This window comes from Rathayibacter festucae DSM 15932 (genome assembly GCF_004011135.1).
GTDB classification, from domain to species: domain Bacteria; phylum Actinomycetota; class Actinomycetes; order Actinomycetales; family Microbacteriaceae; genus Rathayibacter; species Rathayibacter festucae.
This window is the reverse complement of the sequence record NZ_CP028137.1, coordinates 332,134-345,054: the sequence shown is the minus strand read 5'-3', so window position 1 is coordinate 345,054 and position 12,921 is coordinate 332,134. Positions and strand designations below refer to the sequence as shown.

The following is a 12,921-nucleotide window of genomic DNA, read 5'->3' as shown; positions in this document are numbered from 1 at the left end:
GCCTCAGGCGTCCTGCGGCCGCTCGCCCTCGCGGAGCCGGCGCTGCTCCTCGGCGAGCCGCGCGTAGTGCGCCTCCTCGCGCTCGAGGTCGGCGAGCTGCTCCTCGGTGGTCTTCGTCGGCGGCCGCACCACCATGGTCGGCGGCGGCGGCGTCTTGGAGCGACGGGGCCGGCGGGTGCGCCCGCCCGGCACGAAGGAGGCGCCCTCACCCTTCTTCCAGTCGTGCCCGAGCAGGAACCAGATCGTCACGCCGATCAGCGGGATGAAGACGATCAGCAGGATCCAGACGATCTTGGGCAGATTGCGGACCACGTTGTCCGGCTGACGCACGACATCCACGAGCGCCAGCACCATCAGCACGACGGTCAGCAGCGAGAACAGAAACCCCATGCGTCCGAGGGTACGTCGCCGAACCCCTGAGGATCCTCGCAGTCGCCGTTCCGACGTGCCCGGCGCCGCGGCGGTGCACCTCGAGTCCCACGGTGACCGCGTACCGCGCGCCAGCGGCCTCCGAGCAGGGCGCGGTCGCGGCTAGCGTCTCCTCCCGAGCCGAGGGTCGGCATCCGCCGACCGGAGGATCTCCGATCACGGCTGCGGACCCCGGTCCCGCCCCGTCGAGGGGATCCGGGCGCGCCCGGAGGAGTGCGAGTGACGAGCGACGCCCTCCCGACGACGGCGGCCGCAGCGCCCCGGCTTCCCCGGCCCCTCGCAGGCGCACTGCTCAGCAACGCGGTCTTCGGCGGCATCACCGCGGTCGGCGTGCCCGTCGCCCTGGACGCCGCCGGACTCGCCAAGGTCCAGATCGCGGTCTTCTTCGTCGTGAACGCCGCGATCGCGATCGGCTACAACACCCTCCTCGTCCCCCGGATCCGCCGGGCGGGCTACCCGCGGTCCGCCCTGCTCGCGACCTCGCTCGCCGTCCCGGCCGGACTCCTGCTCGTGCGCGCCAGCGGCGGCCACGTCGTCGTGCTCTACCTGGGCGGGGCGCTGATGCTCTTCGTCAGCACCCTCGTGCCCCAACTCTTCGGCCGCGTCGCCGCGCAGGGTCGCGGTGACACCCAGGAGTCGTCGATCGCCCGGATGCGCGCGGTCCTCATCTCGGGCTACATCCTCGGGCTGATCCTCTACGCGCTGCTCGCGCAGGCCGGGCTCGATCCGCTGCTCGCCGCGGTCGCCGCCGCCCTGGTGACCGCGGCCTGCGCGACCGACTGCCGGTCGATCGGCCCCGCTCCGCCGGACGGACCGCCGAGTGACGGCTCCACCCGCCCGCGCCTCGTCCTCGTCTTCGTCGCGGCCCTCGCGCTGGTCGCACTGCTGAAGTCGGTCGACACGCTCCGCGCGATCTATCTGCCCCTCTTCGCCGTCTCCTCCGGCGTCCCCGCCGCGCACGTTCCACCGGTGCTGCTCGCCTCCGCGGTCCTGGAGCTCGCCGCGCTGCCCGCGCTGACCCGGCTCAGCTCGGCCCGCGGCAGCGTGCTCACGCTCGCCGTCGTCGCGCTGGCCGGCGTTCTGGCGTTCTCGATCCTCTCGAGCACGCAGTCCTACCCCGCGCTGCTCGTCTCGCAGGCGGTCTACGCGGTCGCGGCCGCCGGCTACCAGAGCATCGGCCTGCTCCTGCTCGAGCGGACCAGCGGCGGCGGACCCGGCGCCGGAGCGAGCGCCTACGTGGCGGTGGTGCAGATCGGCACCGTCCTCGGCGCCCCGCTGCCCCTCGCGGTCACCGGCTACGATCCGCGGATGTTCCTCCTCGCGGTCGGCCTGGCGGCGACGGCCCTGCTGCTCGCTCTCACCCTCCGGCTCGCCGGCCACCGGTTCTGAGCCCCCTCCTCCCTCGCCGCCCGCCGCCGCCACCACCTCCGCCCGGTCACCGCCGGTCCGATCTGCAGGCGATCGGAGCGCACCGGAGCCCTCCACGCGGCGGAACGCGCTCCCGCCCCGGGATCACCGGCTTAACGCGCGGCCGGCACCTCCCAGCCGCCGCGTGACACCATCGACGGATGAGCGCGCCGACCCCCGCCCCCGCGAGACGCCGCTTCCTCACCCCGCGCCGCGTGGCACTGCTGACCGCGCTCACGGCGCTGGTCGTCGGCCTCGCCCTCCTCGGGCTGGTCGCCCTGCAGTACTCGACCCTCGCCGCGCAGGGCTTCGACGACGTCTGCCTCGCCGGCGTCGGTAGCGTCCCGGCCGAGGAGGGCTCGCTCGTCGCCGGCTCCTGGTCCTGGTGGCCGCTCGGCGGCACCTGCCGCTGGGAGCTGCTCGACGGCACCGTCGTCGACTCCGCGCCGGACTGGTCGACCACCGCCGTCGCGATCACCGGCGCCGCACTCGCGCTGCTGGGAGTGGTGGGCACGGCGCTCGCACTCCTCGTGCGGCGCCGCGCCCGCTGACTCAGCGGTCGAAGAGGTTCCCGAGCCCGCCGAGATCGGGCATCTCGAAGTTCGAGCCGAAGTCCGAGACCTGCTCGCCGAGCCCCGACACGTGCTCGCCGGCACCGGAGACGAACTCGCCCGCGCCGCCGGTGATGTCGCCGAACTCGCCCAGATCGCCGAACTCGCCCAGCCCGCCGGCCAAGTTCTCGAAGTCCACGCCCATGCCGGCCGCCTGCGCGAGCAGCGGACCGGCGACGCTGCTGAGCACCGCGCCGCCCGCGACCGCCGCAAGCAGTCCGCCCGCGGCTCCCAGGCCGACGCCGGCGACGGCGCCCACTCCGGCACCGGCCAGCGCGCCCTTCGTGCCGGGCTTGGAGAACATCCTCTTCAGGAACCCGGGGTTGTGCGCCTCGCCGCGTGTCGCCGCCCGGGCGAGGTCGTCCGGGGCGGAGGAGCGCGGCTGCTCGTTCGCGGGCAGCTCGTCGCGCAGGCGCCCCTCGACCTGGGCGCGCTGCGCCGGGGTCAGCTTGGCGAACGCGTCACGGTGCACCTGCTCCAGCTGCTCGGGGTCGGCGGTGCGGAGGAGGTAGTCGTAGCGCGCGATCGCCGCGCGGTCCTCCGGCGCGACGGCGGCGGGCCGGGCGTCCTGCGGGCGGGCCGAGGGGTGCGGCGAGCCGTAGGCCGGGGTGGGCGTGCGGGGCGCCGAGGCGTTCGAGGCGGCCGTGGTCGAGGACGCGGCGCGGGAGTCGCCCGTCACCGCGTTCGCGGCCGAGCGGACCATGTCGCGCCAGTCCGTGCCGCCACCGGTCGCGGGACGTGCGGAGGAGCTCGACGAGCTCTTCGAGTCGAGCGCCTTCGACGCCATGCTGAGGATGCGCTTGAGAGTGCTCACAGGGGACCTTCCGTCGGGTAACAGGTTCGATAGTGGCGGGCCCTCCTGAGCGAAGCCCGGTGGAACGCCCTCCGGACGCCGAGAACGCCCGCTCCGACCCGGGGACCGCCCCCGCGCTCCGCTGTCAGCGGACTCGGGTCCTCCGGGGAGGCGCCGCCGGAGGATCGCGGGCAGACTCCTGCCATGGAACTGCTCTTCGTGCACGGCGCCCTGGTCCGCGACGGCGACTGGTGGTGGCACCGCACCGCCGAGCTGCTCCTCGAGCGCACCGGAGTCGCGAGCCGCGCCGTCGCCGTGCCCTCCTGTGGTGAGTCGGCCGCGGACCGCGCCGGCGCCGGCCTGGTCGAGGACGCCGCCGCCCTGCGCGCCGCACTCGACGACATCGAGGACGACGAGGCGATCGTCGTCGGCCACTCCTACGGCGGCACCGTCATCGCCGAGGCCGGCGCGCACGCCGCCGTCGCCCACCTCGTCCACATCTCCTCCTACCTCCCCGACATCGGCTCGGCGCAGGGCGACATCATGGCCGGGGAGACGGACCCCGTCTCGATCACCCCCGGCGACGACGGCACACTCGGCGTCGCCGGCTACGACGCCGCCTCGTTCGGCCGCCGCTTCCTCCAGGACGCCGACGAGAGCACCCAGCGCGCCGCCTGGGAGCGGGTCACCACCCAGTCGATCGCCGCCTTCACCACCCCGACCACCGTGGCCGGCTGGCAGGGCGTCGACTCCAGCTACCTGGTCTGCACCGAGGACCGCAGCACCTCGGTCGGCCTCCAGCGCGTTCACGCCGAGCGCGCCACCCGCTCGATCGACCTGCCGACCGGCCACCACCCCTTCCTCACCCGGCCAGACCTCGTCGTCGCCGAGCTCGAGGCGATCCTGCGTCGGCGATGAGCGGCGTCGATCCCCTGCGAGCCGAGGGCCCTCTCCCTCCGCGCCTCCGCCGTCGGCCCGCGCCGGCGAGCCGCTGAGCCGGTCGACCCGTGCCCGACATCGAGCTCGTCAGCGCCGACGGCTCCGTCCGCGCCTCGATCAACCCCGTCGCCGCGAGCATCCGGACCCTCGCGGTGCGCGGCCGCGCCCTCGTCGAGCCCTACGAGGGCGACCAGCCGCCCGGAGCCGCCGGCGCGGTGCTCGTCCCCTGGCCGAACCGGGTCCGCGACGGCCGCTGGCTCCTCGACGGCGCCGTCCAGCAGCTCGCGATCACCGACCCGGCGACGCACTCGGCCAACCACGGCCTCCTCACCACGACCCGCTACCGCGTCGGCGAGCGCACCGCCGACAGCGTCGTCCTGCACGCCCGCCTCGACTCCCCGCCCGGCTACCCCTTCACCCTCGCCACCAGCGTCCGCTACCGGCTGCGCCCCGCCGGGATCGACGCCCGCCACGTCCTCGTCAACGAGTCGAGCAGGAGCGCCCCGGTCGCGCTCGGCGTCCACCCCTACCTCCGCGCCGGCGAGGCGCAGCAGCCGACGATCCGCCTCCCCGCCCGCGAGCGCCACGTCCTCGACGAGCGCCACCTGCCCTCCGGCGAGCGCCGCCCGGTCGCGGGCACGCCCTTCGACCTCCGCGCCGGCGTCCCGGAGCGCGACGCACCCTGGCATGCGAGCTTCACCGCCCTCGACCGCGACCCCGACGGCACCGTCCGCGCCGACGTCAGCGCCCCGGGCCACGGCCGCACCGCGCTCTGGGCCGACGCGTCCTTCACCGCCCTGCAGCTCTACATCGACCGCGACCGGCGCCCGCCCGCGATCGCGATCGAGCCGATGACCGCCCCGCCCGACGCCCTGAACTCGGGCGAGGGCCTCCGCCAGCTGGAGCCGGGCGAGCGCGCCGAGTTCCGCTGGGGCATCGACTCCGACTGAGCAGGTTCGTTCAGGCCCGCGCGCGCAACACCCGGTGGAGCAGCCACCGAGAAGAGGTGTCGCCCGCGAATCGTCCAGGGGACCCGGCCGATCACCCATTCCTCCGCCCTCGCCGCGCTCTCTACCCTCGTCCCATGGCAGTCATCGCAGAAGCCTCGCAGCTCATCGCGCCCCCGCCGGCGGCGGCCGACCTCCTCGCGCAGGGCGCGGCGGCCGTCTGGGAGACGACGATCACCCTCCCGACCTACACCCCCGAGGAGCCGGTGCAGCTGCCGATGTTCCTCGACCGCCGCGTCTACCAGGGCTCGAGCGGGCGGGTGTACCCGCTGCCCTTCATCGATCGGATCGCCTCCGAGGCCGTCGACCAGGAGTGGCGCGTCGTCGTCCTCGAGAACGAGTTCGTCCAGGTCGTCGTCCTGCCCGAGCTCGGCGGCCGGATCTACTCCGGCTACGACAAGACCACCGGCTACGACTTCTTCTACCGCAACACCGTCATCAAGCCGGCGCTGGTCGGCCTGGCCGGCCCGTGGATCAGCGGCGGCGTCGAGTTCAACTGGCCGCAGCACCACCGGCCCGGCACCTACCTGCCCACCGCCTGGAGCCTCGAGCGCGCCGAGGACGGCTCGGTCGTCGTCTGGTGCAGCGACCACGACCCGTTCAGCCGGATGAAGGGCCTGCACGGCGTGCGCCTGCACCCGGGCTCGAGCCTCGTCGAGCTCGACGTGCGCCTGCACAACCGCACCAGCGAGCGGCACACCTTCCTCTGGTGGGCGAACGTCGCGGCGCGGGTGCACGACGACTACCAGTCGTTCTTCCCGCGCGACGTCCGCTACGTCGCCGACCACGCCCGCCGCGCCATCACCGCCTTCCCGGCGGCCGACCGCCCCTACTACGGCGTCGACTACCCGGCCCTCGCGGCCGAGCGCGGTGACGGATCGACGAAGGACGGCCCGCCCGCCGACCGGATCGACTGGTACCGCAACATCCCGGTCCCCACCTCCTACATGGTCGTCCGCACCGACGACTCCTTCTTCGGCGGCTACGACCACCGCGCCGGAGCGGGCTTCGTGCACTGGGCCGACCGCCGCTTCGCGCCCGGCAAGAAGCAGTGGACCTGGGGCGACGCGCCGTTCGGGCACGCCTGGGACGCGCAGCTCACCGACGCCGACGGCCCCTACGTCGAGCTGATGGCGGGCGTCTACACCGACAACCAGCCCGACTTCTCCTGGCTGATGCCCGGCGAGACCAAGACCTTCTCGCAGTACTGGTACCCGATCAGCGGCATCGGAGTGGCGCACCAGGCGACCCGCGACGCGGCCGTGCACCTCGACGTCGAGGCCGGGAGCGTCCGCGTGGGCGTCGCGACGACCCGCCGCTTCCCCGGAGCGACCGCGACCCTGCGCGCCGACGGCGCCGTCCTGCACGAGTGGACCGTCGACCTCGAGCCCGGGCAGCCGCTGCTCGCCGACCTGCCGACCACCCGCACCGGCCCGGAGGGTCTGCGCATCACGGTCGTCTCGCACGGCTCGACCCTTCTCGACTACGAGGTGCCCGCCGAGTTCGACGACGCCGAGCCGGAGATCGCGACCGAGCCGCTGCCACCCGCCGAGACCGCCTCCGTCGACGAGCTCTACCTCGTCGGCGTCCACCTCGCGCAGTACCGGCACCCGACCCGCTCGCCGCTGCCCTACTGGGAGGAGGCGCTGCGCCGCGATCCCGGCGACGCGCGAGTGCACCTCGCCCTCGCCGACCACGCCTACCGCCGCGGCGAGTACGCCGATGCCCTCGCCCACGCCGACGCCGCGATCCGGCGCCTCACCGCCCGCAACGGCAACCCGGCCGACACCGAGGCCTTCTACCTGCGCGGGCTGATCCTGCGCCGCCTCGGCCGCACGACCGAGGCAGCCACCGCCTTCGGCAAGGCCGCCTGGGTCGGGAAGTGGGCGCACGCCGCCCTGTTCGAGAGCGCGAGGCTCTCCGCTGCCGCCGGCGACCACGCCGCGGCGCTGGAGGACCTCGCGACCTCGCTGCGCCTCGACACCGACGACCTCCGCGCCCGTGCCCTGCGCGCGGTCTGCCTCCGCGCGCTCGGCCGCGTCGGCGAGGCCGAGCGGTCCCTCCACAAGACCCTGCGCCTCGATCCGCTCGACCAGCTCGCCCGCACGCTCACCGGCACCGACCCGGCCGACGCGCACGAGAGCATCGACGTCGCGCTCGACCTCGCCTCGTTCGGCGAGACCGGCGAGGCCCGCCGACTGCTCCGCGCCGTCGCCGGCGGGAACGCCGGCACCTCGGGAGCGGGCAACGCCGCGCCGATCGCCGCCTACCTCCTGGCCCGGCTCGGCGAGCCCGTCGACACTCGCGCGCTCGATCTCACCCGCGCCTTCCCCGCCGGCCTCGACGCGCACGACGCGCTGACCGCCGCGGTCGAGGCGGACCCCGCCGACAGCACCGCCCGGGCGCTGCTCGGCATGCTCCTCTACGACACCGGCCGCCGCGCCGAGGCCGCCGAGCACTGGCGCCGCGCGATCGCGGACGGCGGCGCCGACGCCGTGACCCACCGCAACGCGGGCCTCGCCGCCTACAACGACGAGGCCGACGACGACGCCGCCTGGGCGCACTACCTCCGCGCCCGCGAGCTCGCCCCACGCGACGCACGCCTGCTCTACGAGCTCGACCAGCTCGCCGACCGCCTGGGCCACTCCGCCGCCGACCGCCTGGAGCGCCTCGAGGACGAGCACGACCTCACGCTCTCCCGCGACGACCTGACCGTCGAGTACGCCGGACTGCTGATCGCCGCGGGGCGCGCGCAGGAGGCGCTGTCGCTCCTCGAGTCGCGCCGCTTCCAGCCGTGGGAGGGCGGCGAGGGCCGCACCCTCGCGGCCTGGGACGCGGCTCGCGCCGCGCTCGGCCTCGAGCCGGCGACGCCGCCGTCGACGCTCGGCGAGGCGCGTCCCCGGTTCGACGCCCCGCAGGCGACCCTCGAGGACGGCTCCACCGACTACTTCGCCACGAGCCTGCCCGCGCTCCTGCTCTTCCACCGCGACTGAGGGGGCGGGGGCGTCACGCGCCGCGCACACCGCGCACACGAGGAGAGGGCCTGCTGCGAACAGCCGGCCCTCTCCTCGTGCATCCCCCTACTTGCTCGAGCCCACCATCAGCCCCGAGACGAACTGCTTCTGGAACGCGAAGAACACGATCGCGGTCGGGATCGCCGCGACCACCGCGCCCGAGGCGACCACGTTCCACTGACTCACGTAGCCGCCCTGGATGTTGAGCAGCGCCGCCGTGATCGGGAAGTTGGTCTCGGTCCGCAGCACGGTGACCGCCCAGATCAGGTCGTTCCAGATCCAGGTCGTCGCCAGAGCGCCGAGCGCCGCGAGCGACGGCCGGCACAGCGGCAGCAGGATCCGCCAGTAGGTGCGCAGCACCCCCGCGCCGTCGACCTGCGCCGCCTCGAAGATCTCGGCCGGGATCGACCGCATGAAGCCGTGCAGCACGAAGGTGTAGAAGCCGAGCCCGAAGCCGACCTGCACCACGATCAGCGCGAAGAGTGTGTCGTAGATCCCGAGACTCTCGGTGATCCGCGAGACCGGGATCAGCAGGATCTGCGGCGGCAGCAGGTTGCCCGCCAGCATCAGCAGCAGGATCCCCCGGCGGAACGGGATGTGGAACCGGCTGAGCGCGAACGCCGCCCAGGAGGCGAGCAGCAGCGACAGGAACACGGTGAAGACCGTGACGATCAGGCTGTTCACCAGTGCCTCGCCGACCAGCCCGGCCGTGAACACCGTGACGAAGCCGTCGAAGCTGAAGCTCGCCGGCAGGGCGCCGAGCCCGTTGCCGGTGATGTCGTCGAAGCTGCGGACGGCCACGAAGAGCACGAACAGCATCGGCAGCACCCAGAGCAGCGCGACCGGCGCCATGATCGCGTGGAAGATCCACGAGCCCTTCACCCGGCGGCGAGGGAGGGTCGGCGCGGCGAGACCGGGCGCGACCGGAGCGATGACGGCCATCTCAGTCCTCCTCCTTCGTGGCGCGCACGAGATAGCTGATGATGAAGACGATCGCGAGCAGGAAGATGACGACCGCGATCGCCGAGCCGTAGCCGAGGTTCAGCACGGTGAAGCTCTCCTGGAACATGTAGGTCGAGAGCAGCTGCGTCGAGTTGTACGGCCCGCCGCGGGTCATCGCCCAGACGATGTCGAAGGTGCGCAGCGAGTCGATCACGGTGACCGCGAAGACGACGCCGTTCACGCCCTTCAGCTGCGGCATCACGATCCGCCAGAAGCGCTGCGTCCGCGAGGCGCCGTCGACCTGGGCGGCCTCCTCGAGACTCGGGTCCACGCCCTTCAGCCCGGCCAGGTAGAGCACCATGATGTAGCCGCACTGCCGCCAGACCGCGGCGACCAGCACCGCGTAGAGCGCGAGCGTCGGGTCCGCGAGCCACTGCCGCTCGAGGTCGCCCAGGCCGATCCCGCCGAGGAAGCTGTTGACGACACCGTCCGGCTGGTAGATCACCCGCCAGAACAGGCCGGTCACCGCGAGCGAGAAGACCATCGGCAGGTAGATCGCGCTGCGGTAGATCCCGACGCCGCGCCGCGGCTTGTTCAGCGCGACGGCGAGCGCCAGCCCGATCGCCACGGAGAGCCCGCCGAAGCCGACCACCCAGATGACGTTGTTGACCAGCGCTGTCGCGAAGATCGGATCCGAGCCGAGGTCGACGAAGTTGTCGAGGCCGATGAACTCCGGCTCGCCGATCCCGTTCCACCGGGTGAGCGAGAGGTAGAAGGAGTTGATCGCCGGCCAGAAGACCCAGGCCAGCTCGACCGCGAGCGGGATTAGCAGGAAGAGCCAGACCACCGCGGGCACCCGGGTGATCCGGCGCCCCTTCCCCGAGCGGACCAGCGGGCGAGCGGGCGGCTCCGGCGGCGTCCCCGGCGAAGGGGCGGGCGGCCGCTCCACGGCGGCCGCCCTGGTCGTCCCGGTCACGGGTTGAAGACCTTGTCGGCCGCCGTCTGCCACTCCTTCAGGATGCTGTCGACCTCGCCGGGCTGGGCGATGAACTTGGTGAGCGCCGCGTCGGCCGTGGTCTGCAGGTCGTCGGAGGAGTCGCGGTTGAAGAACTGGGTGATCTGCTCGGTGCCGGCCAGCAGCGCGACGCCCTTCTGCACCAGCGGCGAGAACACCGAGGTGTCGACGTCGGGCGAGGTCGGCAGGTTCGACGACTGCGAGGCCGAGATGTAGGCGGACTGGCTCTCGGCCCCGGCGAGGTAGGAGAGGAAGGCCTTGGTGGCGTCCGCGTCCTTGGTCTTCGCGCTGGCGAAGTAGCCGTCGGTCGGCGCCTCCTCCGCGGTCGGGATGCTCGCGTCGATCACCGGGACGGAGAAGAAGTCGAGGTCGTCGCCCTCGCCCTCCGGCATGTTCTGGCTGATGAACGCGCCGACGAGGTACATCGCGTTCTTCTTCTGCACCAGCGGCGTGACCGCGTCCTGCCAGGCGTAGGAGGGGGCGTTCGGATCCATGAACGGGACGATGTCGGCGTAGTACTTCATGACGTTCTTGACCTCGGTCGAGTCGAACGACGACTTCCCGGCCAGGAGCTCCTTGTGGTAATCCGCGCCGTTCACGCGGAGGTTGAGGATGTCGAACCAGCCGGACGCCATCCACGGCGTCGAGCCGATGCCGTTGGAGAGCGGCACGATGCCCTGGCCCTGCAGCGTCTCGCAGAGGGCCATGAACTCGTCCCAGGTGGTGGGCACCTCCACGCCCCACTCCTCGAAGGCCGACTTGCGGTAGAAGACGCCCCACCAGTAGTAGTTCGTCGGCAGGAAGATCTGCCTCCCGCTCGCGTCGGTCGAGAGGTCCTTGAGCGCGGCGGAGTAGCCGGCCGCGGCCCCGTCGCCGGTCCAGAGGTCGGAGAGGTCGAGCAGCAGGTCCTGCGCGGCGTAGTCGCGGGCGACGGAGCCGGCGTACCAGGTGAGCACGTCCGGCGGGTTGCCCGAGGTCAGGTAGGTGGAGAGCTGCGCGCGGAACTGCTCGATCGCCACCGTGTTGAGGGTGACGGAGCCGCTCGAGTAGCTCTTCACGAGCGCCTCCAGCGCCGCCTTCGGGGCCGGGTCGGAGAGGGAGGACTGCAGGACGATCCCGCCGCCGCCCGCACCGCCGCCGCCCCCGCCGCCGCCCATGCAGCCGGTGAGGAGCGCGGTGCTGCCGAGCGCGGTCGCGCCGTAGAGGAAGCCTCGTCGGGTGAGGTTCGGGAATCGCTGTTCGTTGGTCATGGTGTCCTCCTTGACTCCGTGATGCCGGGGGCCGTGCTGTGCTGTGGTGCCGGTCCTTCTGTCGTGCCGTCGTACGGTCGTGCGGTCGTGCTGGTCGTGCGGTCGTGCTGGTCGTGCCGTCGCCGGTCCGCCTACGCGGGCGCGGCGAAGATCTCGTTGCACTCGCGCTGCAGGGCGACGTCGTCCCACATCGGGTGCTGGGGTGCGCCGTTCGAGCAGACGATCGATCCCCGGGCGCCGACCCGCCGCGACTCGCGCATCGCGAGCCGGCAGTACTCGGCGCCGATCGGCCCCTCCTCGAAGCGGCCCTCGAGCGGCGTGTAGCCGACCCAGCCCTCGCCGAACACGAGCGGCACGCCGCGCAGGGCGGCGTGGTCGGCGGCGACGGCGATCCAGATCCTCAGCGTCGAGCGCATCTCGAGGTGGTGCGCGCCGTAGCGCTCGTACAGCCAGCGGTCGATCCGCTCGGCGTCGCCCCAGTCGTGCGCGTAGATCTCGCCCTTGCCGACGATCGTCGCGGTCAGCTTCCACTGGTCCTCGGCGGGGAGCGTCCACTCGGCGATGGGCGGGGCGCCCTCGAGCAGGAAGGCCTCGGCGGCGAGGTCCTGCTCGAACTCCTCGATCGGGCTGCGCAACGCGAAGGCGGCGATGAACTCGTTCAGCACGCCGTAGATGTAGGGGTGCAGGACGAGCACGTCCGAGTTCCACGGGATCCCGCGCATCCCGCCGACGGGCACGTGCGCGTAGTTGACGGAGCACGGGACGCCGTCGGTCAGCTCGTGGAACCGGTCGATGCCGCGCGTGAGGCGCGGGGTGAGGGCGAGCGTCGCCGCGTCGAGGTCGGCGCGGTCGTAGTCGAGCCCCTCGGTGAGGTGCCCCGCCTGCACCTCGTTGTGCAGCTCGACGAAGGCGATCCGGTCGTCGAGGTCGTGCTCCGCGAGGAAGCCGACGAGCGCCGCCTGCGCCTCGGCGAGCCGCTCGGCGCGGTCCTCCGGCGGCACCGCCATCAGCGCGTCGAACCAGTCGCGCTCGAGCGCGAAGGAGGAGGACTGCTGGTACTCCCAGGACGAGACGATGACGAACACCCCGTGCCGCTTCGCCGCCGCGAACAGCGCGAGGAGGTGGGCGCGGCCGTCGATCACGGTCGGCTCGGCGACGTCGTACCAGCGCACCCGCTGCGCGTAGGAGCCGCCGAGCGGCCCGAGCCGGAGCTCCCGGGTGTCGAGCCCGGACCCGAACAGGAGGAACGGCATCGCGCAGATGCGGATCGTGTTGTACCCCCGTTCGACGGCACCGGCGAAGGCCGCGTCGAGGTCCTCGAAGGGCTCGCCCGGCCCGGTGCGCACGTACCAGGAGAAGTCCCAGAGGGTGATGGTGAGGCGCTCGGGGAGGTGATCCGCGAGCGGCACCGGCTGGTAGGGGGACGAGGGGTACTCCGCAGTGAGCATGCCGAAAGCCTAAGCACGCGCGGAGCGCCGACCAATGAAACGTTGCACGCCAAAAGCTGGACGATC

General features: G+C 73.0%; 11 protein-coding genes. 5 read left to right on the top strand and 6 right to left on the bottom strand.

The window, feature by feature from the left end:
* Window positions 1-3: 3 nt before the first annotated feature.
* Complete coding sequence (locus C1I64_RS01720) at window positions 4-390, bottom strand: PLD nuclease N-terminal domain-containing protein (RefSeq protein WP_127885999.1); 387 nt, start codon at window positions 388-390, stop codon at window positions 4-6.
* A gap of 258 nt (window positions 391-648) precedes the next feature.
* Here C1I64_RS01720 and C1I64_RS01715 point away from each other — a divergent pair, with 258 nt between their 5' ends.
* Window positions 649-1,818 carry an MFS transporter gene (locus tag C1I64_RS01715; protein ID WP_127885998.1) on the top strand — a complete coding sequence of 390 codons (1,170 nt, stop codon included), beginning with the start codon at window positions 649-651 and terminating at the stop codon, window positions 1,816-1,818.
* A 179-nt stretch (window positions 1,819-1,997) separates the two neighbouring features.
* Complete coding sequence (locus tag C1I64_RS01710; protein ID WP_127885997.1) at window positions 1,998-2,387, top strand: hypothetical protein; 390 nt, start codon at window positions 1,998-2,000, stop codon at window positions 2,385-2,387.
* 1 nt (window position 2,388) lies between these two features.
* Here the strand turns inward: C1I64_RS01710 and C1I64_RS01705 are convergent, their stop codons facing one another.
* The gene (locus tag C1I64_RS01705) at window positions 2,389-3,261 is read right to left on the bottom strand and encodes a cation-transporting ATPase (protein WP_127885996.1); all 873 of its coding nucleotides are present in this window, start codon (window positions 3,259-3,261) and stop codon (window positions 2,389-2,391) included.
* Window positions 3,262-3,444: 183 nt separating this feature from the next.
* On the opposite strand from C1I64_RS01705, the gene C1I64_RS01700 reads away from it, so the two are divergent.
* From C1I64_RS01700 to C1I64_RS01690, 3 genes are all read left to right on the top strand, one after another.
* Window positions 3,445-4,158 (top strand): alpha/beta hydrolase, encoded by a 714-nt coding sequence (locus C1I64_RS01700; protein WP_127885995.1) that lies wholly within the window; start codon window positions 3,445-3,447, stop codon window positions 4,156-4,158.
* Between the two features lie 89 nt (window positions 4,159-4,247).
* Entirely contained in the window at window positions 4,248-5,129 is an 882-nt protein-coding gene (locus C1I64_RS01695; protein WP_127885994.1) for an aldose epimerase family protein, read from the top strand.
* 134 nt (window positions 5,130-5,263) lie between these two features.
* A complete protein-coding gene (locus C1I64_RS01690) occupies window positions 5,264-8,179 on the top strand; it encodes a DUF5107 domain-containing protein (RefSeq protein WP_127885993.1) in 2,916 nt (971 codons plus the stop codon).
* An 87-nt stretch (window positions 8,180-8,266) separates the two neighbouring features.
* Here C1I64_RS01690 and C1I64_RS01685 read toward each other — a convergent pair whose 3' ends face one another.
* The 4 genes from C1I64_RS01685 to C1I64_RS01670 all read right to left on the bottom strand — a co-directional run bounded on the left by C1I64_RS01685 (window position 8,267) and on the right by C1I64_RS01670 (window position 12,855).
* Window positions 8,267-9,142 carry a carbohydrate ABC transporter permease gene (locus C1I64_RS01685; protein WP_185019943.1) on the bottom strand — a complete coding sequence of 292 codons (876 nt, stop codon included), beginning with the start codon at window positions 9,140-9,142 and terminating at the stop codon, window positions 8,267-8,269.
* Between the two features lies 1 nt (window position 9,143).
* The gene (locus C1I64_RS01680; RefSeq protein ID WP_243586335.1) at window positions 9,144-10,118 is read right to left on the bottom strand and encodes a carbohydrate ABC transporter permease; all 975 of its coding nucleotides are present in this window, start codon (window positions 10,116-10,118) and stop codon (window positions 9,144-9,146) included.
* A complete protein-coding gene (locus C1I64_RS01675) occupies window positions 10,115-11,407 on the bottom strand; it encodes an ABC transporter substrate-binding protein (protein ID WP_127885992.1) in 1,293 nt (430 codons plus the stop codon). The genes C1I64_RS01680 and C1I64_RS01675 overlap by 4 nt, the downstream gene beginning before the upstream one ends.
* Before the next feature lie 131 nt (window positions 11,408-11,538).
* Window positions 11,539-12,855 (bottom strand): cellulase-like family protein, encoded by a 1,317-nt coding sequence (locus tag C1I64_RS01670; RefSeq protein ID WP_127885991.1) that lies wholly within the window; start codon window positions 12,853-12,855, stop codon window positions 11,539-11,541.
* Window positions 12,856-12,921 lie beyond the last annotated feature (66 nt).